Origin of the sequence: Actinokineospora guangxiensis, assembly GCF_042657845.1 — a bacterium.
GTDB lineage: Bacteria > Actinomycetota > Actinomycetes > Mycobacteriales > Pseudonocardiaceae > Actinokineospora > Actinokineospora guangxiensis.
Map to the genome: position 1 here is coordinate 179,657 of NZ_JBHSKF010000015.1, position 24,126 is coordinate 203,782.

Below are 24,126 nucleotides of genomic sequence, written 5' to 3' on the forward strand. Positions count from 1 at the left end.
CCCTGGCTAACGCATGCCGGTTGCAGCGCGGTTGCAGGAGGCGCGCAGGCGGGTGGACTCCAGTTCGGCGAGGCGGGCGCGGGCGGCCTCGACCCGGGGCAGCGCGCGGGTGACGGTCTCGCGCTTCACCCACCGGTCGGTCCGGTAGGCGAGTTCGGTGATCCCGGCGGCCGACGCCGCCGCGCTTGCCATGCCCGCCAGGTAAAGCACGACCGACTCCGCGGTTCCGCCTTGGGCGACGTGGGTGGTCAGGGCCGCCGCGAGCAGCAGGACCGCTGCTGCCGTGAGGGCGGCGACCGCGGTCACCGCGAACGGATCGCGGGTGCGCAGCCAGGCCCGCCGTCCCGCCTGGTGCTCCTCGGTCAGCGCGGCGCACACGGTGCTGATCCTGGTGAGAACGCGGTCGGCGGTTCTGCGGGAGCGCAGCGGCAGCGGTGCCCGCCAGTCGGCGTCCTCGCCGCGCAGCCTGCGTTCGAGGTGGGCCAGTTCACCGAGGACCCAGGCACTCGTCGGCCGGACGCGGTCGGCGGGCCAGGTGGGCCGCTCGGCCTGGGCGCGCGCCCAGGCGATGCCCATGCCCGCGAGGATGAGCACCGACACGACCAGCACCGCCATCACCGCCTCCACGGGCAGCCCGGCCGCCGCGACGGCGGCGAGCACCAGGTTGGCCAGCGTCACCACCACGACGCCGAGGCCGAAGAGGGCGAAGGGGCGGTGGTCGGTGATCCGGTGCAGCAGCTCGTCCAGCCACAGCGCCGGTCTGCGCAGCCCGTGCCGCAGCGCGGCGAGCGCCAGGGCGATGAGCAGGAAGAAGCCCGGGAAGAGGGCGAACAACGCGATGGCGGGACCGGAGCCGGAGAGACCGACCGTGGCGGGGAGGGTGTCGGCGAAGGGCAGCAGGACGCCTGCGAGCACCCCGATCGCGCCGAGGACGAGCGCGGTGGTCAGCCTCGCCCGGTCGGGCAGCGGCTCGACCCGGGCGGCCGCCTGCGTCTCCCGCCTGGCGACGTGCAGAGCGATTTCGGTGGTCAGCGCGTCCAGCCCGTCGGCGAGCGCACCGAACCGCAGGGGGACGGCTTGGGCGTCGGCGAGCGGACGGAGGTCGGCGTCCAGGTCCGCGTGGGCGGGTGGGGCGGCGCCGTCCACGAGCACCGGGATGAGCTTCTTCCCGGCGCGGGCGGCGTCGGCGATCTCGGTGCGGACCCAGTCCTTGTGCGTGCCCCGCCGGGCGGCCAGGTCGGCCTGCCAGCTCGGGTGGATCACGACGAGGACGACCACCGCCGCGTCGAGTCGGGACCGCAGCGTGTCGGCGTAGCGCTCGCCGGGCGGCAGCGTGGTGTCCAGCGCGACGGCGTCGTCGCCGAGGAACGCGGCGAGGTGCCGGGCGAGGAACTCGACGGCCAGCACGTGCGGCAGCGGCGTCCCGTCCGCGTCGTTGCGGCGGTAGTTGATGAAAACCGAGGCTGCTTCGACCTCGTCGCCCATCGGACCTCCTCGCCGATGATCTTAGTTCGGCGAGGAGGTCCCGGGGTGGTGCTACAGGTTGGCCGGGAGGCCGGACTCGTTGGCCTGCGGGGTCGCCGCGTCGTCCAGGAGGTCGCGGACGATCTTGTTGGCTTCCTTGACGGCCGGGGTGATCATCTTGATCTTGATCTTGCCGTTGTGGCCGAGGTGGCCGCCGACCTCGAAGGTCGTGGTCTCACCGGGCAGGGGCAGACCCTGGCAGCCGGTGTAGGTCTTCTTCGGGGTCAGGCCGGTCTGGAAGTAGGCGGTGATCGGGTCGTCGACGCAGTCGGTGTTGTAGGGGAAGACGCCGTGCGAGCCCTCGTTGTCGATGCTGATCATCTTGGCGCCGGGCAGGCCCTTGGTGGTGGCCAGGCCGCCCTCGTACGGGGTGGCGGCGTCCAGCTCGGTCTGCACGACCATCAGCTTCGGGAAGGTCTTCTTGTCCGGCTTGGGCATCTTGTTCGTCGTCGGCCAGTACGCGCACAGCGGGGTGTCCATGAAGGGCGCGATGAACGGGGCGTTGACGGTCAGGTCGGCCAGCCAGTACTTCCAGTAGTGCAGGTTCTGGTTCCACTGGCCGTCCTGGCAGCGGATCGCCTCGAAGGTGGCGTCCCAGGTCTCGACCTCGGCGGCGTCGGTGGTGGCCTTGACCGAGACCCGCTCCTTCTTGGCGATGGCGTTGAGCGCGTTGGTCTTGCCCTTGGCGATGAAGTCCTTGTTGTCCTGCGACAGGCCGGGCGTGGCGAGCATCTTGCCGACGAGCACGTCGACCTTCTGAGCGTCGGTGCCCTCGGCCGGGACCTCGCCCGCGATCGCGGCGACCGCGGAGGCGGCCGACGGGTACTGCGAGGTGTCGTACATCGCCGGGATCACGAACCAGGCGACGAACAGCTGGCCGATGAAGTCGCGCGTGCCGCCCGCCTTCTCGAAGTTCGTGCGGATGGCCATCGGGTCGGTGCCGGTGCCGTAGGTGGCGTTGTTGCGCGCCATGTACGGCAGCAGCGCCTCCTGGAACTGGCGGTCGCGGCTGCGCGGCTGCAGGTCCCAGGTCTCCTCCAGCGTGCGCTGCGAGGCGTCGACGGCGGAGTCGAGCAGGAAGCGGTGCGCCTTGCCCGGGAAGGTCGAGGCGTACCAGGTGCCCAGCCAGGTGCCGTAGGAGTAGCCGATGTAGCTGAGCTTCTTCTCCCCGAGCAGGACCCGGATGAAGTCCATGTCGTAGGCGGTCTGCTCGGTGGTGATGAACTCCGTCAGCGGGTTCTCCAGGCAGCCCGCCACCTTCGCCCGGTTGATGACGTCGGTGTCGGTGCTGTCCGGCACGGTGTAGCTGCAGGTCAGCGGGGTGCTCTGGCCGACGCCGCGCGGGTCGAAGCCGATGAAGTCGTACTGGGCGGCCAGCACCGGCGCGCGCAGCGCCATCGCCGCGCCCCACGGCAGGCCCTCGCCGCCGGGGCCGCCCGGGTTGATCAGCGCGATGCCCTGGCGGCCGGGGCCGGGGTAGGCGGTCGCGGTCTTGGACACGCGGACGTCGATGGTGTTGCCGTCCTGCGGGTTGTGCCAGTCGCGCGGCACCTTCACCGTCGCGCAGGCCAGGCCCTTGACCGTCTTGAACCGTGCGACGGTCTCCGGGGCCAGGCCGGGGAAGGTGCACTCCTCCCAGGTCAGCGTCTGCTGGGTGAGCGCCCCGGCCAGCTTCGCCGTGTCGGGGTCGGCCGCCTTCTTCGGCGCGGCGGCGGCCGCGGGCGCGAGCGCGATGCCCGCGACGGCGAACGCGCCGGTCAGCACGGCGACGCCCAAGCGCCTGCCGTTGAACAACTTCCTCACGGTGGTCCCTTTCGCCCCTTCGCACGGCCGCCCTCAGCCGTGCTTCACACCAAGGGATGAATGGGCTGGCTCTGGTTTGACACTCTTGACCGTTGTCAGAAACCCGACATGGCGGATTCCTGACGCCCGTGCGCGAAGGTGACGGGGCCGAATGGGTTACGCGCAGCTACAACCAGCCGCGCCGAGAGGCCTGCACACCCAGCTGGAACCGGGTCTGCGCGCCGAGCAGCTGCTGGAGCCTGCTGACCCGCCGGTGCACGGTCCGCTCGCTGACCCCCAGGTCGCGCGCGATCGACTCGTCGGTGAGCCCGGCGCTGAGCAGCGCGAGCAGTCGCCGCGTGGGCAGCGTCGGCTCCTGCTGCGCCCCCGCGTCGTCCGGGCCGGACCCGGTGACCGGCACGGCCATCCGCCAGAACGCCTCGAACAGCTCGACCAGGGCGCTGAGCAGCACCGACGGGTGGATGAGCAGGGCGACGACGTCGCCGCCGGAGGTGGTGGGGACCGCGATCAGCGCCCGGTCGGAGTCGGCGACCACCAGCTTCAGCGGCACCCCGGGAAAGGCGCGCGCCTGCTCCCCGACGGCGATGCTCGACTGCACCGAGTCGAACCCGGCCGCGTCCTGCAGCAGCGAGGAGTCGTAGACGACCCGGTAGGCGATGCCGCGGGCCAGCGCGGGCGGCTGCGCCGGGGTCGCCGCCGGGCGCGGGCTCAGGTACGAACCCGGGTCCAGCGCGCGGATCTCGGCCTTGGCCTGCGCCTGCATGGCCTCGAAGGTGGCGGTGACCTCCTCGCCGCCGCGCAGCACCTCGACGAAGTCGGCGTCGACCCCGCCGCGCTCGGCGAAGGCCGCCGCCAGCGCCTCGGCGCTCTCCCTGGCCCGCACGGCGGCCACCTCGTGCCGGGCGGCCAGCGCCGACAGCGCCGCCCGCGGCGGGCGCACCTCGACGCCCGCGCCGCTCGCGCGGACCAGGCCGACGCGGGTCAGCTCGGCCAGCGCGGCGTCGTCGTCCGGCGCCGTTCCGCCGAGCAGCCGCAGGTAGAGCTGCTCGGCTTCGGCGGACAGGCCCTGCGGCTCGACAGGCACACGACTCCCCTCGACGGACCCCGCCGACGGTACCGGCGGGCGCGCGCAGCGATGGCCGGGCGCGCCCGCCTGGGCCACGATGGGAGGGAAGTCGTCCAGCGAGGAGAGGACCACCCGATGCCGCTGCAAGGCGAGTACGTGCCGAGCCCCACCCAGTGGGTGCGCGACCAGGTCGAGCTGTACGAGAGCTCGGGCGGCACCAAGGGCACGACGCTGCGCGGAATGCCCGTCGTCGTGCTCACCACCCGCGGCGCCAAGTCCGGCAAGATCCGCAAGAGCCCGCTGATGCGCGTGGAGCACGAGGGCTCCTACGCCATCGTCGCCTCGCTCGGCGGCGCCCCGGAGCACCCGGTCTGGTACCACAACGTGCTGGCCGACCCGCACGTCGAGCTGCAGGACGGCCCGCAGAAGGCCGACATGGTCGCCCGCGAGGTCACCGGCGAGGAGAAGGCGTTCTGGTGGGACAAGGCCGTCGAGGCCTTCCCGGACTACGCCGACTACCAGGCCAAGACCGACCGCGTCATCCCCGTCCTGGTCCTGGAGAAGGTCTAAGGACTTCGACTCAGGCCCTGGGCGGTCAGCGCCGCCACGGCCGCGGCGATGGCCGGGTGGTCGGCCGAGCCGCGGCGGTAGGCGACCCGGGTGCGCCTGCGCGTCGTCAGGGCGACCAGGCGCACGCCCGCGACCGGCTCCGGCACGGCCATCCCCGGCACGATCGCCACGCCCTGGCCCGCCGCGACCAGGGCGAGCACGGTGCTGAAGTCGTCGGCCTGGTGGCGCACGTCGGGGTGGAAGCCCTCGCCGCGGCACAGCCGCAGCGCCACGGTGTGGCAGAGCGTGCCGGGGCTGGCCACGATCCACGGGTCCGCGCGCGTGCAGGCGATCCCGCGCGCGGCGCTCGCCTCGGGCACGGCCAGGTGCACGGGCTCGTCGAGCAGCGGCGCGGTGTCGATGGCGGGATCGGGGTCGATCGGGGCGGTCGAGTAGTCGTTGAGCAGGCCGACGTCGATGCGGCGCTCGCGCAGCGCGTCGGGCACCTCGGCCGGGTCCAGCTCGCTGACGTGCAGCCGCAGCCCCGGGTGCGCGCCGCCGAGGCGGACGAGGGCGGCGGGCAGCAGCCCGCGCATGGCCGTCGGGAAGGCCCCGATGCGCACCGGCCCGCTCGGCGTCCCGGCCACCGCTGCGGCGGCCTGCTCCAGCGCGCCGAGCACGATCTCGGCGTGGCGGATGAGCACGTGCCCCGCCTCGGTGATGGCCACCCGGCGACCGGTGCGCTCCAGCAGGGCGGCCCCGGCCTCGCGTTCCAGCGCCGAGAGCTGCTGGGAGACCGCCGACGGCGTGTACGCGTGCGCCTCGGCGACGGCGCTGATCGTGCCGGCCCGGGCCAGGTCGCGGAGCAGGCGCAGCTTGCGCGGATCGAGCATCAGCTGAGCTTACGCTCAGCGATGCCAACGTGAACTGGATCTGATGCTCACCGCACGCGACCCTGTGCTCATGGACCTCGACGGCGTGTTCGTCCCCCTGATCACCCCCTTCGACGCCGACGGCGGGGTGGCCGTCGACGCGCTGGCCGGGCTCGCCAAGCAGGTGCTGGACGACGGCGCGGCCGGACTGGTCGCGCTGGGCACGACCGGTGAGCCGGGATCGCTCACCGAGGAGGAGCGCGCCGCCGTCGTCACCGCGCTGGTGGAGGTCTGCCGGGGTCGCGACGTGCCGCTGGTCGTGGGCGCGAGCACCGAGGCGGCCGTCCGCGCGCTCCCGGCGGAGGTCTCCGCGGCGATGGCGCTGGTCCCGCCGTTCACCCGGCCCGGCGCCGCGGGCGTGCTGGCCCACCTGCGCGCGGTGGCGGCGGCCAGCCCGGTCCCGCTGATCGTTTACCACGTTCCCCAGAGGACCGGCCAGGAGCTGCCGCCCGCCGCGCTGCGCGCGATCGCCGAGATCCCCGGCGTGGTCGGCGTGAAGTACGCGACCGGCCGGATCGACGCCGACGCCGCCGCGTTCCTCACCGACCTCCCCGAGCACTTCACCGCCCTCTGCGGCGACGACGCCCTCATCGCCCCCATGCTGGCCCTGGGCGCGCGCGGCGCGGTGGCGGCCTCGGCCCACCTGGCCACCGCCGACTTCGCCCGGCTCGTCCGGGACGGGGCGGGCGATGCGGCGCTGGTGGCCCGGCTGGTGGCGGTGGCCGGGGCGGTGTTCGCCGAGCCCAACCCCACAGTCCTCAAGGCCGTCCTGCACGCCCAGGGCCGCATCCCGACCCCGTCGGTGCGCCTGCCCCTGCTGCCCGCCGCCGCCGAAAGCCGCGACGCTGTGCTGGCTGTGCTTTCGGCGCTCTAGGCGCTCTAGCCGATCTAGCCGATCTCGCGGAGGTTGCACTCCATGCGCTTGAGGGCGTCGAGGGTGGCGGTGCGCGCCTGCTCGTCCATCCCCTCGGTGGTCCGCCGCTCCAACTCGTGCCACATCTGGGCGACCTCGGCCCGCAGCGCGAGCCCGGCGGCCGTCGACTCCACGATCACCGAACGCCCGTCCGTCGCGCTCGGCGTGCACCGCACGAACCCGCCGCGCTCCAGGCGGCGGACCATGCGGGTGATGGTGGCCGAGTCCGAGCCGAGCAGCGCCGCCAGGTCGGCCTGCCGCTGCGGCCCGCAGTCCCAGAGCTGCATCATCAGCAGCTCCTGCCCCGGGTGCAGCCCGACCCGCCGCAACAGCGCGGCGGCGACCATCCGGTGCAGCCGGGTGAGCCGGAAGATCGCGTGGCTGACCGGCCCGCACGCCGCCGTGGCGGGCACGGGCACGGTCGGCCGGTGCCCGGCCACTTCGCCCGTCCGACGCGCCATCAGAACCTCCGGGGGCCATCCTACGTCTCGTCGGCGACAGTGATGGCAGTCACAATCTCGGTGATCGGGAAGGGCTCCCGCCAATTACCTGTTCGGACAGGCATGACTACCGCCTTCGACCCGATCGACCTCGCCGGGCTGCCGCTGGCCAACCGCATCGCCATGGCCCCCATGACCCGCAACCGCGCATATGGCCCCGGCGCGACACCCACGGCCCAGATGGCCGAGTACTACGCCCAGCGGGCGAGCGCCGGCCTGATCATCACCGAGGGGACGCAGCCGTCGCTGATCGGACAGGGATATCCCAACACGCCGGGCCTGCACAGCGCCGAGCAGATCGCGGCCTGGCGCCAGGTGACCGATGCGGTGCACGCCTCGGGCGGCCGGATCTTCGCGCAGCTCATGCACGCTGGGCGCATCAGTCACCCGGTACTGCTCCCTGGCGGGGCCACGCCTGTCGCGCCGTCGGCGGTGCGCGCGGCCGGGCAGGTGTTCACGGGGTCGGCTCTGCAGGACTTCGTCGAGCCGCGCGAGCTGACCGGGGCGGAGATCGAGGCGACGATCGCCGACTTCGCGACTGCTGCCCGCAACGCCGTGGAGGCGGGGTTCGACGGGGTTGAGCTGCATGGGGCGAACGGCTATCTGATCAACCAGTTCCTGGCCACCGGGTCCAACCTGCGCACCGATGAGTGGGGCGGATCGGTGGAGGGGCGTGTCCGGTTCGCGGTCGAGGTGGCTCGGGCCGTGGTTGAGGCTGTGGGGGCACACCGGGTGGGGCTGCGGATCTCGCCTGGGGGGACGTACAACGACATCAGCGAGGAGAACACGGATGAGACCCACCTGGCGCTGGTGGACGCCATCGAGCCGTTGAACCTGGCCTACCTGCATGTGGTCGAGTACGACAGGGGTCTGACCGAGCAGCTGCGCAAGCGCTTCTCGGGGACGTTTGTGCTGAATCCGGGAGTCAGCCCGACGGGGCTGTCTGAAGTGGACCTGGTCGCGGACGGGATCGCCGACATCGTCTCGTACGGGTCGCTGTTCCTGGCGAACCCGGACTTGCCCGCGCGCCTGGCAGCGTCCGGCCCCTTCAACACGCCCGACCCGAGCACCTTCTACGGTGGCGACCACCGGGGCTACACGGACTACCCTTCTCTTTCCTGACCAGGCTCCCGCCGCCACTGAATGCCAACCTGGACAACGAACCGCCGGGCTTGGGCTGCCGACCACCCTCCCAACTTCACCCATCGGACACTCGGGTGGGGCGTGAGGCCTGGGTGGGTGGCCGGCATGCCACGGGGGGTGATGTGCCGGAGATGGGTGGTGTGCCGGGGAATGCTGGAAGTGGGGTGGTGTTGGGGCGTGTCGGAACTGAGGTGGTGTGCCGGGGGTGGGGTAGATGGTGTGGCGGGGCGTGTTGGTAGTGGTGGTGTGTTGGGGCGTGCTGGGCGGAAGGGTGTCGGCTGTGGTGGGTGGCAAGCAGCCCACCACAGTGGATTGTCGTCCTTTGTGGTGGGCTGCTGGTCGGCTTCAGGTGCCGGTTGTCTTGGGCCTCTGTGCAGGCGGGGCTAGTCGCGAGTGGACTCCGGCGTGCGCGACGCAGTCTCCGCGTCGGCCTCGGATTCCTTGGTGGGGTCGCAGTTCTCGGTGATCAGGATGTCTTCCGGGAGGACTTCCTCGTCCAGGTGGGCCAAGGCGCCGCAGGGGAGGACCAGTTCGATGGTGTTCGGGGCGGGGGTTTCGGTGGGCTGTTCCGTCGGCTGCTCGGAGGGGGCTTCGGTGGGGTCCTCTGAGGGCGTCTCGGGGGTGGGCTCTTCGGACGCCGCGTCCTCACCCGGAGCGGGCTTCTCCGGGGCCTCCGGGCGGGTGGCGGGGCGCTCCGGGGCGGGGGAGGGGACGGGCGCGGGGGTTTGCACCGGGCGGTTGGGCTTCTCGGGGGAGTCGGAGGTGAGCAGCGCTGGGGCTTCGGTCGAGCCTGCGGGCAAGGCCGGGACGGGGGTCGCGCCGTTGGAGTACGTGTGCATCCACGACATCACTGTCGCGACGTACTCCATCGAGTGGTTGTAGCGGAAGACGGCGGCGCTCAGGTCCGACGGGTTGGCCAGGTCCATGCCGCCCGCGCACAGGTAGTGGCCCGCTGAGGCGGCGGCGTCGGTGAGGTTGTGCGGGTCGGCTTTGCCGTCGCCGTTGGCGTCGGTGCCGTAGGCGGCCCAGGTGGACGGGATGAACTGCATCGGGCCGACGGCGCGGTCCCAGACGGTGTCGCTGTCCAGGAGGCCTCGGTCGGTGTCGGGGATCGCGGCGATGCCGGGGCCGCCGTTGAGGCGGGGGCCGAGGATGCGGGGGGCGGTGTCGCCCGACGGGGTGGCCTGGCCGCCGCGGGCGTGGCCGGACTCGATGATGCCGATGCCCGCCAGGTGGTGCCAGGCGAGGTGGCAGCCGGGGTGCGTGCGGGCCACCGTGGCCTCGGCGGCGCGGTAGGCGGCCAGCACGTTCACCGGGATGCCCTCGCCGCCGGTCGGCTGCGGTGCGGCGACGGCCACGACGGCGGCGCGCTCGGTGCGCGGGTGGGGCAGGGAGACCCGGGCGGGAGCGATGGGCAGTTCCGTCGTGCTGACGCCGGTCGCGGGCTCGACCTTGACCGAGCGGTGCGGGCTCGCGGTGGCCTGGGCGTCGTCCGGTCCGGGCGTTCCGCTGGCGGCCATGCAGAGGACGACCAGCGCGAGCGCGGTGACGGGGCGGACACAGGAGTGGATGCGCAAGCCTGGGCCTTCTTCCTGGTGCGATGCGGATCTCCTTTCGGTGGTACCAGGTATCCAGGCCCAGGTCCGGGCCGGAAGTCGTCCTTCCGCCCGTTCGTGTGACCCTTGGCGCGGCACTCATGCGCATGCGACTATATGTCCCTCGGGTGTGGACCACGGGGGAGGAGACCGGGTTATGGGGCACGGCCACGGGCACGCGCCGAGGAGCGCGTCCGGGCGGATGGTCGGCAGGCTGTGGTGGGCCTTCGGCATCGCGGCGGCGTTCATGCTGGCCGAGTTCGCCGTCGGGCTGGCGACCTCGTCGCTGGCGCTGCTCTCCGACGCCGCCCACATGCTCACCGACGTCATCGGCGTCGGGCTCGCGCTGGCGGCGATCGTGGCCGCCAAGCGGGCCGCGGGCAGGCCCAACCGCACCTTCGGGCTCTACCGGGCCGAGGTGCTCGCCGCCCTGGCCAACGCCGTGCTGCTGTTCGGTGTCGCGGGCTACGTGCTGTTCGAGGCCGTCGACCGCCTGGGCGACCCGCCCGCCGTGCCCGGCTGGCCCGTGCTGCTGACCGCGCTGGCGGGCCTGGCCGCCAACGTCGTGTCCTTCCTGCTGCTGCGCGAGGGCGCCAAGGAGAGCATCAACGTGCGCGGCGCCTACCTGGAGGTGCTCGCCGACCTGATCGGCTCCGTCGGCGTGATCCTCAGCGCCGTGGTGACCCTGGTCTTCGGCTGGCGCTACGCCGACACGGTCGTCGGCGTCGCCATCGGCCTCTGGGTGCTGCCCAGGACCTACCTGCTGGCCCGCCGCGCCCTGCGCATCCTGTTCCAGCACGCGCCGGAGAAGTTCGACGTCACCGAGCTGACGGACAGGCTGACCGCGCTGCCCGGCGTCGTGGAGGTGCACGACGTGCACGTGTGGACGCTGACCAGCGGGATGGAGGTCGTCTCGGCGCACATCACCGCCGACGGCGAGTCCGAGCCCGTGCTGGTCGCCGCCCGCGACCTGCTGGAGCACGAGTACGGCATCGAGCACGCCACCCTGCAGATCGAGGGGCCCAGCTACAAGTGCGCCCCGACCTGGTGACTCAGGGGAAGGGCAGCGGCTGCGCGCCCCGGTCGGCCAGCATCTTGCGCATGACCAGCGTCTCGGCGTCCTGCCCGGCGGCGATCTTCTCCGCCAGGGTGCGCACGTAGCTGGTCTGAGCGTTGCCCGCGGCGAAGCGGGCCATCTCCAGGCCGCCCTGGTGGTGGCGCAGCATCAGCTGCAGGAAGTAGACGTCCAGTTCGGGACCGGACAGCGAGCGCAGCTTCGCCAGTTCCTCGGTGGAGGCCATGCCCGGCATCCGGGCCACCCCCGCGCCGCCCTGGTTGTGGTGCCCGGCGTCCGAGGGCATCCAGCGCATGTGCGGCTCCCCGGGCGGGGGCAGCTCGGGCTGGTCCCACACCGCCAGCCAGGCGGCCAGCCTGCCGCTCTGGTCCAGCTGGGTGGACTCGATGTCGAAGGCCAGGCCGCGCACCGCCTCGTCGGTGCTGCGGTCGCGGGCCTGCCCGGCCATCGTGATGGCCTGCAGGTGGTGCACCCGCATGTCCTGGGTGAAGCCGACATCGACCGAGCCGTCGTCGGGGACGGACTCCGGGCGCACCACGCCGAGGGTGAGCAGCATCCCGATCGCCGCGCCGACCAGCAGGACCGCGACAGCGGCGATGGAGTACACAGCGGCGCGGGAGCCGCCCGAGGCGCGCGGTGGCGCCTCGGTCAGCTCCCGCTCGTCTTCCACGGTGCTCTCGGTGGTCTCCGGCCCCGAGGGGCTCACTGCGACGCCGGGGGCGCGGTGGTGGTCGTCGCCGGGGCCTCACCGCTGGGCTGCGGCGCGGAGGTCTGCGGCGGGGCCAGGTTGCTGCCGTCCATCTTGATCGCGTCCGGGCCGGGGGCCTCGGCGGCGAACGGCGGCGGGTTGGCCGGGTCGAAGCCGGTGCCGTTGCTGTCGCAGCGGCCGCCGGGCTCGGGGTTCTGGAACCGGTTGGACCGCAGCGACCGGATGAACTGGTCGACCCGCTCGTCGTTGACGTCGTCGAGCTTGAGCTGGTGGCCCCACGACTGCAGCGCGAACGGCCGGTCCAGGCCCGGGTACGGCGACAGCATCATGTACGGCTGGCCCTCGACCTTGCTCTTCAGCGTGTCGAGCGCCGGGCCGCTGACCCGGTCGGGGTTGTAGGCGATCCACACCGAGCCGTGCTCAAGGGCGTGGACCATGCTCTCGTTGCGCACCGGCACCGGGTAGACCACACCGGTGCAGTCCGCCCAGACGCCGTCGTGCGGCCCGCCGAACGGCGGGTTCTGGTCGTAGGCGACGCGCTGGTCGGGGTTGACGTGCTGCAACCCCTCGTAGTTCACCTTGACCACGCCGTCGATGTTGTCCGACGGGTCCTTGTTCTCCTCGGAGACGGTGAACTCCTTCACGGAGTTGATCTCCATGAAGGCGTAGCCGAACACGCCGCCCGCGATCAGCACCACTGCCACGATCGCGCCGATCAGGCCCCAAGGCGGGCCCTTCTTCGAGACGACCGAGGCGCGAGCGGCCTTGAGCGCGGCCTTGCCGCTTTGCTTTTTGGTCTTGTTGGCCATGCCCGTCCTCGGGACTCAGGGGGACACCACTTGCGGGGTCAGTTTATGGACCGGGTGTTCGGTTCCCGTCAACCGCCCGTCACCGGGACCGAGTTCGGGCCGGGCGGGCCCGCCTGGAAGGGCGGCGGGTCGTCCTCGTCGAAGAACTCCGGGCCGACGCTGTCGCAGCGGGCGCCCGGCTCGGGGGACAGCTCCGGGTTTCCCCTGGTCGCGGTCACGAACCGGGTGAAGCGGGGGTCATCTGCCGAGTCGAGGCGCAGCTGCCTGCCCCACGATTGCAGCGAGACCGGCGACTCCTGCCCGGGGAAGGGCGACAGCACCATGTACGGCTGGCCCTCGACCTTGCTGACCAGGTCTTTCAGGTCCGCGCCGCGCACGGCGTCGGGGTTGTAGGTCACCCAGACGGCGCCGTGCTCCATCGAGTGCACGAAATGCTCGGTGCGAACGGCAACGGTGAAAACCTGGCCCATGCAGGGGGCCCAGTACGAGTCGTGCGCGCCGCCCAGCGGGGGCAGGTGGTCGTAGTCCACCCGCTGCGGGGCCACCACGTGCCGCGAGCCGTGCGGGTAGTCGATCACCAGGACGCCGTCGATGCCCGCGGTGGGGTCCTCGCCGCCCTGCCCGCCGTCTTGATCTCCGCCGCCCTGCTCCTGCCCGCCGGGCGCGGCCACCGGAGTGCCGTCGACCACCGTCGCGCACGCCGCCGTCAGCAGTGCCCCGACCAGCACCGCGGCGAGCCGCCACCGCGGCCCCGCACCCTCGCGTCCGACCATGGGGACTGAGTCTAGGGTCACCTGAAACCCGCTGGTGAGGGCTCCCTAGACTGGTCGACCGTGACCCCAGCTGCCCTCGCCGACGCCGTCCGCGCCGCCACCGTGCGGGTGCTCGGCGACCGCGGTCTCGACCAGGAGGCCGCCGAGGCGATCGTGCCCGCCGCGGTGACCGTCGAGCGCCCGCGCAACCCCGAGCACGGCGACTACGCCACGAACGTGGCCATGCAGGTGGCCAAGAAGGCGGGCGTCGCGCCGCGCGAGCTGGCCGCGGCGCTGGTCGAGGCGCTCGCCGGGGTCCGCGGGGTGGACTCGGCCGAGGTCGCCGGTCCCGGGTTCATCAACATCCGCCTGGCCGCCGCCGCGCAGGGCGCCATCGCCGCGCAGGTGCTCACCGCGGGCGCGGACTACGGGCGCGGCGGGGCGCTGTCGGGCCGCAAGGTCAATCTGGAGTTCGTCAGCGCGAACCCGACCGGGCCGCTGCACCTGGGCGGCACCCGCTGGGCGGCCGTCGGCGACGCGCTCGGCCGCGTGCTGGCCTTCTCCGGCGCCGAGGTCACCCGCGAGTACTACTTCAACGACGCGGGCGCCCAGATCGACCGCTTCGTGCGCTCGCTGATCGCCGCCGCCAAGGGCGAGCCCACCCCCGAGGACGGCTACGCGGGCGCCTACATCTCCGACATCGCCGCCGAGGTGCTGCGCGCCGAGCCCGACGCGCTGGCCGCCGACGACTCGCCCGAGGTCTTCCGCCGCGTCGGCGTCGGCATGATGTTCGAGCAGATCAAGGCCAGTCTGAGCGCCTTCAAGACCGACTTCGACGTCTACTTCCACGAGGACTCCCTGCACGCCTCCGGCGCGGTCGGCGAGGCCGTGGAGAAGCTGAAGGCCTCCGGCGCGCTCTACGAGCACGAGGGCGCGTGGTGGCTGCGCTCGACGGAGTACGGCGACGACAAGGACCGCGTCGTCATCAAGAGCGACGGCCTCCCCGCCTACATCGCCGGCGACATCGCCTACTTCCAGGACAAGCGCGCCCGCGGCTTCGACCTCTGCGTGTACCTGCTGGGCGCCGACCACCACGGCTACGTCGCCCGGCTCAAGGCCGCCGCGGCCGCCCTCGGCGACGATCCCGGCACCGTCGAGGTGCTCATCGGGCAGCTGGTGAACCTGGTCAGCGGCGGCAAGCCGGTGCGCATGAGCAAGCGCGCGGGCACCGTCATCACGATGGAGGACCTGGTCGACGCCGTCGGCGTGGACGCGGCCCGCTACGCCCTCATCCGCTCGTCGGTCGACTCCGCCGTGGACATCGACCTTGAGCTGTGGGCCAAGCGCGGCAACGAGAACCCGGTCTACTACGTGCAGTACGCCCACGCCCGCCTCAGCTCGATCCTGCGCAACGCCGACGACCTCGGCGTGCCCACCGGCCCCGGCGCGGACAGCGTCGATCTCGGCCTGCTCTCGCACGAGCGCGAGGGCGAGCTGATCCGCACGATCGGCGAGTTCCCGCGCGTGGTGGCCACCGCCGCCGAGCTGCGCGAACCGCACCGCGTCGCCCGCTACCTGGAAGAGCTGGCGGGCGCGTACCACAAATTCCACGACTCGTGCCGGGTGCTGCCGATGGGCGACGAGGACCCCGGCCCGCTGCACGCCGCGCGGGTCGCGCTGTGCGCCGCGGCGCGGCAGGTGCTGGCCAACGGCCTCGGCCTGCTCGGCGTGGACGCCCCCGAGCGCATGTGACGGAGAACTCCAGATGAGGGCACACCCGGCAGGCCCGCGCCACGCCGAGATCCTGCCGCCCAGCACCATCGGCACCCAGCGGCCCGAGAGCCCCGAGGTCATCGACCAACTGCACCCGCAGGTCTGGCCCCGCGGCGCCGCGCGCGGCGACGACGGCGCCGTGCGCGTGGCAGGCGTCGACGTGCGCGAGCTGGCCGAGACCTATGGCACGCCGCTGTTCGTCGTCGACGAGGCCGACTTCCGCGCCCGCTGCCGCGAGCACGCCGAGGCCTTCGGCGACCCGGCGAACGTGCACTACGCGGGCAAGGCGTTCCTCAGCGTGGAGATCGCCCGGTGGGTGGCCGACGAGGGCCTGAGCCTGGACGTGTGCAGCGGCGGCGAGCTGGCCGTGGCGCTGCGCGCGGGCTTCCCGGCCGAGCGGATCACCTTCCACGGCAACAACAAGTCCACCGCCGAGCTGGCCGAGGCCATGGACGCCGGGGTGGGCACGGTCGTGGTCGACTCCTTCGCCGAGATCGTCCGGCTGGACAAGATCGCCCGCGCCCGCGGCACCACCGCCGCGGTGCTGGTGCGGGTCACGGTGGGCGTCGAGGCGCACACCCACGAGTTCATCGCGACCGCGCACGAGGACCAGAAGTTCGGGTTCTCGCTGGCGGGCGGGGCCGCGGCCGAGGCGTGCGCGATGGTCCTCAAGTGCGACGGCCTGCGGCTGAGCGGCCTGCACAGCCACATCGGCTCGCAGATCTTCGACGCCGACGGCTTCGAGATCGCCGCGCACCGGGTCATCGGCCTGCTCGGGCAGCTGCACCGCACCCACGGCTCCGACGCCCTGGCCGACTTCACCACCGTCGACCTCGGCGGCGGCCTGGGCATCGCCTACACCGCCACCGACGACCCGCCGCCGCCGAGCTGGCTGGCCGAGCAGCTGCGCGCCATCGTCGCCAAGGAGTGCGAGCAGGAGGGCGTGGCGGTGCCGAAGGTGGCCGTCGAGCCGGGCCGGGCCATCGTCGGGCCGGGCACCATCACCCTCTACGAGGTCGGCACCACCAAGGACGTCGCGCTGGCCCACGGGGCCTCCCGCCGCTACGTCAGCGTGGACGGCGGCATGAGCGACAACATCCGCACGGCCCTCTACGACGCCGTGTACGACACCCGCCTGGTGTCGCGCTCCTCCGGTGAAGGGGGGCAGCGCACGGGCGCAACCCTGTCCCGAGTAGTGGGCAAGCATTGTGAGTCCGGTGACGTAGTGGTGCGAGACTGCTGGCTGCCGGAGAACCTGGCGCCCGGCGACCTGCTCGCCGTGGCGGCCACGGGTGCCTACTGCTACTCGATGGCCAGCAACTACAACCGGCTCCCGCGGCCCGCCGTGGTGGCCGTGCGCGACGGCGCGGCGCGGCTGCTGCTGCGCCGGGAGACCGTGGACGACCTGCTGCGACTGGAGGTGCCGTGAGCGAGACCGGTAAAGCCATCCGGGTAGCCCTGCTGGGCTGCGGAACGGTCGGGACCGAGATCGTGCGGCTGCTCACCGAGCAGGCCGACGACCTGGCCGCCCGGGTGGGTGCACCGGTCGAGCTGGCGGGCATCGCCGTGCGCCGGGCGAACAAGCCGCGCCCGGGCGTGCCCGCCGAGCTGCTCACCACCGACGCCGCCGCCCTGGTGACCCGCGACGACGTGGACGTGGTCGTGGAGGTCATCGGCGGGATCGAGCCGACCCGCGACTGGCTGCTCAGCGCGCTGGAAGCGGGCAAATCAGTCGTCAGCGCGAACAAGGCGCTGCTGGCCGAGCACGCGGGCGACCTGTTCGCCGCCGCCGACGCCTCCGGGGCCGACCTGTACTTCGAGGCCGCCGTGGCCGGGGCGATCCCGCTGCTGCGCCCGCTGCGCGAGTCGCTGGCGGGCGACCGGATCACCCGGGTCATGGGCATCGTCAACGGCACGACGAACTTCATCCTCTCGGCCATGGACGAGACCGGCGCCGGCTACGCCGAGACGCTGGACGAGGCATCGCGGCTGGGCTACGCCGAGGCCGACCCGACCGCCGACGTGGAGGGCTACGACGCCGCGTCCAAGGCCGCGATCCTGGCCTCCATCGCCTTCCACACCCGGGTCACCGCGGGCCAGGTGCACCGCGAGGGCATCACCGCGGTCACCCCGGCCGACGTCGCCGCCGCCCGCGGGCTGGGGCGCACCATCAAGCTCCTGGCCATCTGCGAGCGCGTGGCCACCGACGACGGCGAGTCCGTCGCGGTGCGCGTACACCCGGCGATGATCCCGAGGAGCCACCCGCTGGCCGGGGTCAACGGCGCGTTCAACGCGGTGTTCGTCGAGGCCGACGCCGCGGGCCAGCTCATGTTCTACGGACAGGGCGCAGGCGGCGCACCCACCGCCAGCGCCGTCCTCGGCGACCTGGTGGCGGTAGCCCGCAACCGGGTCGTCGGCGGGCGGGGTCCGCGCGAGTCGGCCTACGCCGACCTGCCGGTCCGACCCATCGCGCAGGCCGCGACCAGGTACCACATCAGCCTGGACGTGGCCGACCGCGCGGGCGTGCTGGCGGCCGTGGCCGCCGTGTTCGCCCAGCACGAGGTGAGCATCGCCGCCGTGCGCCAGGAAGGGCGCTCGGCCGACGCGAGCCTGGTCATCGTCACCCACTCCGCGCCGGACGCGGCCCTGCGGTCCACTGTAGACAAGATCGCCGGACTGCCGTTCGTGCACGAGGTCGTGAGCGTGATGCGGGTCGAAGGCGAGGAGAAATGACGATTCCCACCGGGGTTCGGGCAGGCTGGCCCGGGATCATCCGGGCCTACCCCGACCGCATCGCGGTCCCGCCGGGGGCGGAGGTGATCACCTTGGGGGAAGGCAATACGCCGCTGCTGGCCGCGCCGCACCTGTCGGAGCTGACCGGCGCGACGGTCTACCTCAAGACCGAGGGCGTGAACCCCACCGGCTCCTTCAAGGACCGCGGCATGACCGTCGCGGTCACCCACGCCAAGGCGATCGGCCGCGAGGCCGTGCTGTGCGCCTCCACCGGCAACACCTCGGCGTCGGCGGCGGCCTACGCCGCGCGCGCCGGGCTGACCTGTGCGGTGCTGGTGCCCAACGGCAAGATCGCGCTGGGCAAGCTCGCCCAAGCCGTCGCCTACGGCGCGCGCATCCTGCAGATCGATGGCAACTTCGACGACTGCCTCGAACTGGCCCAGAAGACCGCGGCCGAGTACCCGATCGAGCTGGTCAACTCGGTGAACCCGGTGCGGCTCATCGGGCAGCGCACGGTCGCCTGGGAGGTCTGCGACGTCCTCGGCCGCGCGCCGGACATCCACTTCCTGCCGGTCGGCAACGCGGGCAACATCACCGCGCTGTGGCAGGGCTACAAGGCCTACCAGCGCGACGGGGTCATCGAGGCCCTGCCCAGGCTGTTCGGCTTCCAGGCCGAGGGCGCGGCCCCGATCGTGCGCGGCAAGCCCGTGCCGAACCCGGAGACCATCGCCACCGCGATCCGGGTCGGCAGCCCGGCGTCCTGGGCGGGCGCGGTGACCGCGCGCGAGGAGTCCGGCGGGCTGGTGGACGCCGTCTCCGACGAGCAGATCCTGGCCGCCTACAAGGTGCTCGCCGGCCGTGAGGGCGTCTTCGTCGAGCCCGCCTCGGCCGCCTCGGTCGCCGGTCTGCTGGCCTGCGCCGCCGACGGCCGCCTGCCGCGCGGGGCCACGGTCGTGTGCACGGTGACCGGCCACGGCCTCAAGGACCCCGACACCGCGCTGCTCGGCATGGCCGAGGTCCAGCCGGTGCCGGTCGACCACACCGCCGTCGCGGCCGCCCTGGAACTGGCGTGAGCCAGTCGGTGGGCGGCTCGGGCGTGCGGGTCCGGGTCCCCGGCTCCACGGCGAACCTGGGGTCCGGCTTCGACGCGCTCGGCATGGCGCTGGGGGTCTACGACGAGATCGTCGTGCGGCCCGCCGTCGCCACCGCGGTGCACGTCACCGGGGAGGGCGCCGGAGAGGTGCCGCTGGACGAGCGGCACCTGGTCCTGCGCGCCCTGCGCGCGGCGGCGGCCAAGCTCGGCGTCGACCCCGGCCCGGTGGAGCTGGTCTGCGCGAACGCCATCCCGCACTCGCGCGGGCTCGGGTCATCGGCCGCGGCCATCGTCGCCGGTGTCGCCGCCGCCTACGGGCTGGCGGGCAGGCCGCTGGACGACGAGGCGCTGCACCTGGCCGCGGAGTTCGAGGGCCACGCCGACAACATCGCCGCCAGCGTGCTCGGCGGGTTCGTCGTCGCCTGGCGGGACGAGCGCGGCTTCCGGGCCGCGCGCCTGGAGCCGCACCCCGACCTGCGGGTGACCGCGATCGTGCCCGCCGAGCGCTCGGACACGCACGTGACCAGGGGACTGCTGCCCGACGCCGTGCCGCACGCCGACGCCGCGCACGCCGCGGGGCGCGCCGCGCTGGCCGTGCACGCGCTGACGTCCGCGCCCGAGCTGCTGCTGCCCGCCACCGCGGACAAGCTGCACCAGGATTATCGGGAATCCGCCTATCCGGTGACGTTGCGGCTCGTGCGCGAACTGCGCGCGCGGGGGGTGGCGGCGGTGGTGTCCGGCGCGGGCCCGACGGTGCTGGCGCTGTCCACCTCGCCCGATCTGCCCGATGGCCTGGACCTGGGCGGATTCACCGCCCTGCCGGTCGACGTGGACCGCTCGGGTGTCTCGGTGGAAGCTGTGTGACCGTGCTGTCATCAGCTCGGAACCGGCCGGTGACGCACATCACCGCGCAGCGGCCGGTTTCGCGCGACGCGCTGTAGGGGGGTTGTTGCACCACGCGTGACGGGCGTCTACCCTCGGGGGCGTTCAGTCACCGCGCGCACGGGCGCCCGGTGTCGTTCCCGGGAACTTTCTCCGGGCCGCATCATCTGCCGACGATCTCGGTTCTGCGCAATCCAGTTCCGGGTCGGTGAGTGGCAGGTACCCGACGACCGTGGTGACCAGATGCTCCCAATTGGCGACCGAGTCGCACGATTGGCCCGCAGCGTGGTCACGCGCGGTGTGGTCAAGATCGTGTCGGGTGCTCGCCGCCGATGGGGAGAACGGCCGTCTCGCGTTCCGTCGGGCGGCGGTCCGCTGGTCCACGTTGGAGGCGGGGACCGGTCAGGAAGGACATGTGTGAGCAATACCGATCTACTCAGCAGTGACAGCGCTGCCGAATCCCCCGAAGCAGGCGCCAAGCGCAACGGCGGGACCACGCGCAAGCGGGCAGGGCTGTCCGGGATGGTGCTCCCCGAGCTGCGGGAGCTCGCTGGGCAGCTGGGCATCACCGGCATCGCGGGCATGCGCAAGGGCGACCTGATCGCGGCCATCAAGGAGCGCCAGGGCGGTTCGGGCCCGGTGGCGCAGGAGCTGCCGCTGGCCGAGCAGGCCCCCAAGGCCGCGCCGAAGGCCGAGCCCAAGGCCGCCGCGCCGAAGGCCGCCGAGGCCCCGGCCGCTGAGCCCAAGGCGCCCGTGGCCGAGGAGGCCCCGCGCCGGGAGAACCGCCGCCGCCGCGCCGTCGTGCGGCCCGCGGGCAGCCCGGAGAAGTCCGCCGAAGCCGTCGTCGAGGCCCCGGCCGCGTCGGTCGAGGCGCCCGCTCCCGTCGAGGAGCAGCCGCGCACCGAGCGCCAGCAGGGCGATGGCCAGGGCCGTCGCGAGCGCCAGCGCGACCGGGGGGACCGCCAGGACCGTGACCGTGGAGACCGCGGTGACCGCGGTGACCGTGGTGACCGGTCCGAGCGTGGCGACCGCGGCGACCGCCAGGACCGCGGTGACCGCCAGGAGCGTCCGGACCGCGGCGACCGTCCCGACCGGGGCGAGCGCCAGGACCGTGGTGACCGGCAGGACCGTGGAGACCGCCAGGACCGTGACCGTGGCCGCCAGGACAACCGCGGCCAGCAGCAGGACAACCGCGGCGGCGTCATGGACGACGATGACGACGACGAGCGCGGCGGTCGCCGCGGTCGCCGGTTCCGGGACCGCCGCAGGCGCGGTGGCCGCCCCGAGACCGGCGGCGGCCAGAACGACACCGAGGTGCGCGAGGACGACGTCCTGCTACCCGTCGCCGGTGTCCTGGACGTGCTGGAGAACTACGCCTTCGTGCGCACCTCCGGCTACCTGTCCGGCCCGAACGACGTCTACGTGTCGCTCTCGCTGGTGCGCAAGCACGGCCTGCGCCGCGGCGACGCCATCACCGGCCTGGTCCGCCAGCCGCGCGAGGGCGAGCAGCAGCGGCAGAAGTTCAACCCGCTGGTGCGGGTGGAGACGATCAACGGCCTGGAGCCGGACGCGGCCCGCAACCGCCCCGAGTTCACCAAGCTGACCGCCCTCTACCCGAACGAGCGACTGCGGCTGGAGACCGAGCCGCACATCCTCACCACGAGGGTGATAGACCTCGTCATGCCGCTCGGCAAGGGCCAGCGCGCGCTGGTCGTCTCGCCGCCGAAGGCGGGCAAGACCTCGGTGCTGCAGGCGATCGCCAACGCGATCACCACCAACAACCCCGAGTGCTACCTGATGGTGGTCCTCGTGGACGAGCGGCCCGAAGAGGTCACCGACATGCAGCGGTCGGTGAAGGGCGAGGTCATCGCCTCCACCTTCGACCGCCCGCCGTCGGACCACACCACCGTGGCCGAGCTGTCCATCGAGCGCGCCAAGCGCCTGGTGGAGATGGGCCACGACGTGGTCGTGCTGCTGGACTCGATCACCCGGCTGGGCCGCGCGTACAACCTGGCCGCCCCGGCGTCCGGGCGCATCCTGTCCGGTGGTGTCGACTCGACCGCGCTCTACCCGCCGAAGCGCTTCCTCGGCGCGGCGCGCAACATCGAGAACGGCGGCTCCCTGACGATCATCGCGACCGCGCTGGTGGAGACCGGCTCCGCGGCCGACACGGTGATCTTCGAGGAGTTCAAGGGCACCGGCAACGCCGAGCTGAAGCTGGACCGCAAGATCGCCGACAAGCGGACCTTCCCGGCCGTGGACGTCGACCAGTCCAGCACCCGCAAGGAGGAGCTGCTGCTCTCGCCGGACGAGCTGGCGGTCACCGTCAAGCTCCGGCGCGTGCTGCACGCCCTGGACAGCCAGGCCGCCATCGAGCTGCTGCTCGACCGGCTGCGCAAGTCCCGCACCAACATCGAGTTCCTGATGCAGGTGGCGAAGACGACCCCGTCGCAGCACGATGACTGATCAGGCCCGCGACTAGTCAGAACCGCAGGTCAGAGACCGCAGAGGCCGTCCCGCACCGGGGCGGCCTTTCTGCGGCCTTGACGCATACCGATATGAGTATGTATCGTTCTGGGCATGGCAAGGGCAGCGACCACGACCGACGCGTTCAACGCGGTGGCCGAGCCGAAGCGGCGGGAGATCCTCGATCTGCTCGCCGCCGGGGAGCGGTCGGTGTCGGAGCTGGTGGCCGCCATGGGCATCGTGCAGCCGCTGGTCTCCAAGCACCTGCGGGTCCTGCGCGAGGTCGGGCTCGTGGTCGTCCGGGAAGAAGGGCGGCAGCGGATGTACCGGCTCAACGGCCACCCCCTGAAATCCATCTACGACTGGGTCAAGGGCTACGAGGAGACCTGGCAGCGGCGCTTCGACCTCATGGACGCCGTTCTCGACGAACTGAAGGAGCAAGAAGATGGCAACCACGACTAAGCAGAGCGCCGTCATCACCCTCGTGGGTGACCGCACGCTGGTCATCACCCGCGAGTTCGACGCCCCGGCGCACCTGGTGTGGCGGGTCAACACCGAGCCGGAGCTGATCCGCCGGTGGTGGCACGCCAACCGCGGCGAGGTCACCGAGTGCGCCGTCGACCTGCGCGTCGGCGGGAAGTGGCGGTGGGTGCAGGTCACCCCGGACGGCTACGAGGTCGCCTTCAGCGGCGAGTACCGCGAGATCGACCCCGGGCGCAGGCTCGTGTCCACCGAGCTGTTCGAGGGCTCCGGCCTGACCGAGGCCGACGCGTCGGTCAACACCGTCACCCTCACCGAGGTCGACGGCCGCACCACCATGCGCGTCGAGGTCGTGCACACCAAGCCCGAGCACCGCACCGCGCACATCGAGTCCGGCATGGAGGCGGGCATGCAGGACGCCTACGACATGCTGGAGGAGATCGCCGTCGAGCTGGGCTAGGACCCGGGCCCTGGCCGCGGCTAGTCGTCGCGGGTCCGCTGCCACACCAGGCGCAGCAGGGCGGCCACGGCCGCCAGGCCCGAGACGAGGACGAGCCAGGTCGGCGGTGTCACACCTTCCAGCGCCGCCCCGGCGGCCAGCAGGGCGACCGGGTAGGCCGCCGACAGCGCCACGCGCTGCCCGCGCGAGCGCCAGGCGACCGCCTCGGCCATCACCGCGGCGATCGCGGCGGCGGCCCCGCCGAGGGCCGCGCACGGCGCCACCCTCCACTGCGCGTCGACCACCAGGCCCAGCGCGGCCGTGACGCCCAGCACGGACACCGCGAAGACCAGCGGGGCGGCCAGCCACGCGGTCACCGACAGGGGCCTGTCCACGGCGCAGAGCACTCGGACAGTGTGCGGCGGCCGAACGGCGTAGTCCTGACACTTTCGGTGAGCGGGGCGACACTGTCGGCAAGTGGTTACCGGTAAGCGATGAGCGGCAGCCACCGGAATAGCCACACCCGGCCGCGCGTTGCAGGACATGCGTCTGGCAGACTGTCAGGTCGAATCCGGCACCGGTTCACCCCGCGCGCGGGGACCCGGCGGCCACCCGAGGAAGGCGACTGATGAAGAACGGCATCCACCCCGAGTACGTCTCGACCGAGGTGCACTGCGGCTGCGGGAACAGCTTCACCACGCGCAGCACCAAGAAGTCGGGCAGCATCACCGTCGAGGTCTGCTCGGCCTGCCACCCGTTCTACACGGGCAAGCAGAAGATCCTGGACACCGGCGGCCGCGTCGCGCGCTTCGAGGCGCGCTACGGCAAGCGGGCCAAGGCCGAGAAGTAGCGTCGCCGACGGCGTCCGCCCCCCCCCCGGGGGGGGCGCC

At 72.7% G+C, this 24,126-nt stretch carries 23 protein-coding genes; 13 read left to right on the forward strand and 10 right to left on the reverse strand.

Annotated features, from left to right (window positions below; genetic code table 11):
• Positions 1-6 precede the first annotated feature (6 nt).
• The 3 genes from ACFPM7_RS24940 to ACFPM7_RS24950 all read right to left on the reverse strand — a co-directional run bounded on the left by ACFPM7_RS24940 (position 7) and on the right by ACFPM7_RS24950 (position 4,411).
• Positions 7-1,485, reverse strand: a complete 1,479-nt coding sequence (locus ACFPM7_RS24940) for a TIR domain-containing protein (RefSeq protein WP_378250192.1) — start codon at positions 1,483-1,485, stop codon at positions 7-9.
• 51 nt (positions 1,486-1,536) lie between these two features.
• Positions 1,537-3,327, reverse strand: coding sequence for an alpha/beta hydrolase (locus ACFPM7_RS24945; protein WP_378250193.1), 1,791 nt, complete (start codon positions 3,325-3,327; stop codon positions 1,537-1,539).
• A gap of 166 nt (positions 3,328-3,493) precedes the next feature.
• Positions 3,494-4,411 (reverse strand): helix-turn-helix transcriptional regulator, encoded by a 918-nt coding sequence (locus tag ACFPM7_RS24950; protein WP_378250194.1) that lies wholly within the window; start codon positions 4,409-4,411, stop codon positions 3,494-3,496.
• A gap of 117 nt (positions 4,412-4,528) precedes the next feature.
• On the opposite strand from ACFPM7_RS24950, the gene ACFPM7_RS24955 reads away from it, so the two are divergent.
• Positions 4,529-4,963: a nitroreductase family deazaflavin-dependent oxidoreductase gene (locus ACFPM7_RS24955; RefSeq protein ID WP_378250195.1), complete on the forward strand. Its 435-nt coding sequence runs from the start codon at positions 4,529-4,531 to the stop codon at positions 4,961-4,963.
• Here ACFPM7_RS24955 and ACFPM7_RS24960 read toward each other — a convergent pair.
• Complete coding sequence (locus tag ACFPM7_RS24960) at positions 4,960-5,835, reverse strand: LysR family transcriptional regulator (RefSeq protein ID WP_378250196.1); 876 nt, start codon at positions 5,833-5,835, stop codon at positions 4,960-4,962. The two genes, ACFPM7_RS24955 and ACFPM7_RS24960, sit on opposite strands and share 4 nt — an antisense overlap.
• Before the next feature lie 43 nt (positions 5,836-5,878).
• Here ACFPM7_RS24960 and ACFPM7_RS24965 point away from each other — a divergent pair, with 43 nt between their 5' ends.
• Positions 5,879-6,748, forward strand: coding sequence for a dihydrodipicolinate synthase family protein (locus ACFPM7_RS24965; RefSeq protein ID WP_378250197.1), 870 nt, complete (start codon positions 5,879-5,881; stop codon positions 6,746-6,748).
• Between the two features lie 14 nt (positions 6,749-6,762).
• Here ACFPM7_RS24965 and ACFPM7_RS24970 read toward each other — a convergent pair whose 3' ends face one another.
• The gene (locus tag ACFPM7_RS24970; RefSeq protein WP_378250198.1) at positions 6,763-7,248 is read right to left on the reverse strand and encodes a MarR family winged helix-turn-helix transcriptional regulator; all 486 of its coding nucleotides are present in this window, start codon (positions 7,246-7,248) and stop codon (positions 6,763-6,765) included.
• A 102-nt stretch (positions 7,249-7,350) separates the two neighbouring features.
• Between ACFPM7_RS24970 and ACFPM7_RS24975 the strand changes: the two genes are divergently transcribed.
• The gene (locus tag ACFPM7_RS24975; RefSeq protein WP_378250199.1) at positions 7,351-8,409 is read left to right on the forward strand and encodes an alkene reductase; all 1,059 of its coding nucleotides are present in this window, start codon (positions 7,351-7,353) and stop codon (positions 8,407-8,409) included.
• A 404-nt stretch (positions 8,410-8,813) separates the two neighbouring features.
• Here the strand turns inward: ACFPM7_RS24975 and ACFPM7_RS24980 are convergent, their stop codons facing one another.
• Positions 8,814-10,007, reverse strand: coding sequence for a lytic transglycosylase domain-containing protein (locus ACFPM7_RS24980; RefSeq protein ID WP_378250200.1), 1,194 nt, complete (start codon positions 10,005-10,007; stop codon positions 8,814-8,816).
• Between the two features lie 175 nt (positions 10,008-10,182).
• Here ACFPM7_RS24980 and ACFPM7_RS24985 point away from each other — a divergent pair, with 175 nt between their 5' ends.
• Positions 10,183-11,076: a cation diffusion facilitator family transporter gene (locus ACFPM7_RS24985; protein WP_378250201.1), complete on the forward strand. Its 894-nt coding sequence runs from the start codon at positions 10,183-10,185 to the stop codon at positions 11,074-11,076.
• A 1-nt stretch (position 11,077) separates the two neighbouring features.
• Here ACFPM7_RS24985 and ACFPM7_RS24990 read toward each other — a convergent pair whose 3' ends face one another.
• From ACFPM7_RS24990 to ACFPM7_RS25000, 3 genes are all read right to left on the reverse strand, one after another.
• Positions 11,078-11,770 carry a DUF305 domain-containing protein gene (locus ACFPM7_RS24990; RefSeq protein WP_378250202.1) on the reverse strand — a complete coding sequence of 231 codons (693 nt, stop codon included), beginning with the start codon at positions 11,768-11,770 and terminating at the stop codon, positions 11,078-11,080.
• Between the two features lie 32 nt (positions 11,771-11,802).
• On the reverse strand, positions 11,803-12,618 hold the full coding sequence (locus tag ACFPM7_RS24995; protein ID WP_378250203.1) for a DUF3105 domain-containing protein: 816 nt from the start codon (positions 12,616-12,618) through the stop codon (positions 11,803-11,805).
• 68 nt (positions 12,619-12,686) lie between these two features.
• Positions 12,687-13,391, reverse strand: a complete 705-nt coding sequence (locus tag ACFPM7_RS25000; protein ID WP_378250204.1) for a DUF3105 domain-containing protein — start codon at positions 13,389-13,391, stop codon at positions 12,687-12,689.
• 60 nt (positions 13,392-13,451) lie between these two features.
• Between ACFPM7_RS25000 and argS the strand changes: the two genes are divergently transcribed.
• From argS to ACFPM7_RS25040, 8 genes are all read left to right on the forward strand, one after another.
• Positions 13,452-15,122, forward strand: a complete 1,671-nt coding sequence (gene argS, locus ACFPM7_RS25005; RefSeq protein WP_378250205.1) for an arginine--tRNA ligase — start codon at positions 13,452-13,454, stop codon at positions 15,120-15,122.
• A 13-nt stretch (positions 15,123-15,135) separates the two neighbouring features.
• The gene (gene lysA / locus ACFPM7_RS25010) at positions 15,136-16,572 is read left to right on the forward strand and encodes a diaminopimelate decarboxylase (protein ID WP_378250206.1); all 1,437 of its coding nucleotides are present in this window, start codon (positions 15,136-15,138) and stop codon (positions 16,570-16,572) included.
• A complete protein-coding gene (locus tag ACFPM7_RS25015; RefSeq protein ID WP_378250207.1) occupies positions 16,569-17,876 on the forward strand; it encodes a homoserine dehydrogenase in 1,308 nt (435 codons plus the stop codon). Before lysA ends, ACFPM7_RS25015 begins: the two co-directional genes overlap by 4 nt.
• Complete coding sequence (gene thrC, locus ACFPM7_RS25020; protein ID WP_378250208.1) at positions 17,873-18,949, forward strand: threonine synthase; 1,077 nt, start codon at positions 17,873-17,875, stop codon at positions 18,947-18,949. The genes ACFPM7_RS25015 and thrC overlap by 4 nt, the downstream gene beginning before the upstream one ends.
• On the forward strand, positions 18,946-19,833 hold the full coding sequence (gene thrB, locus ACFPM7_RS25025) for a homoserine kinase (RefSeq protein ID WP_378250209.1): 888 nt from the start codon (positions 18,946-18,948) through the stop codon (positions 19,831-19,833). The genes thrC and thrB overlap by 4 nt, the downstream gene beginning before the upstream one ends.
• A gap of 435 nt (positions 19,834-20,268) precedes the next feature.
• Positions 20,269-22,317, forward strand: coding sequence for a transcription termination factor Rho (gene rho / locus ACFPM7_RS25030; protein ID WP_378250210.1), 2,049 nt, complete (start codon positions 20,269-20,271; stop codon positions 22,315-22,317).
• A gap of 114 nt (positions 22,318-22,431) precedes the next feature.
• Positions 22,432-22,779: an ArsR/SmtB family transcription factor gene (locus ACFPM7_RS25035; protein ID WP_378250211.1), complete on the forward strand. Its 348-nt coding sequence runs from the start codon at positions 22,432-22,434 to the stop codon at positions 22,777-22,779.
• Positions 22,763-23,257 carry an SRPBCC family protein gene (locus tag ACFPM7_RS25040; protein ID WP_378250212.1) on the forward strand — a complete coding sequence of 165 codons (495 nt, stop codon included), beginning with the start codon at positions 22,763-22,765 and terminating at the stop codon, positions 23,255-23,257. The genes ACFPM7_RS25035 and ACFPM7_RS25040 overlap by 17 nt, the downstream gene beginning before the upstream one ends.
• Before the next feature lie 20 nt (positions 23,258-23,277).
• Here ACFPM7_RS25040 and ACFPM7_RS25045 read toward each other — a convergent pair whose 3' ends face one another.
• A complete protein-coding gene (locus tag ACFPM7_RS25045; RefSeq protein WP_378250213.1) occupies positions 23,278-23,643 on the reverse strand; it encodes a hypothetical protein in 366 nt (121 codons plus the stop codon).
• A 221-nt stretch (positions 23,644-23,864) separates the two neighbouring features.
• Between ACFPM7_RS25045 and rpmE the strand changes: the two genes are divergently transcribed.
• Positions 23,865-24,086, forward strand: coding sequence for a 50S ribosomal protein L31 (gene rpmE / locus ACFPM7_RS25050; RefSeq protein ID WP_378250214.1), 222 nt, complete (start codon positions 23,865-23,867; stop codon positions 24,084-24,086).
• The last annotated feature ends 40 nt before the right edge of the window (positions 24,087-24,126 follow it).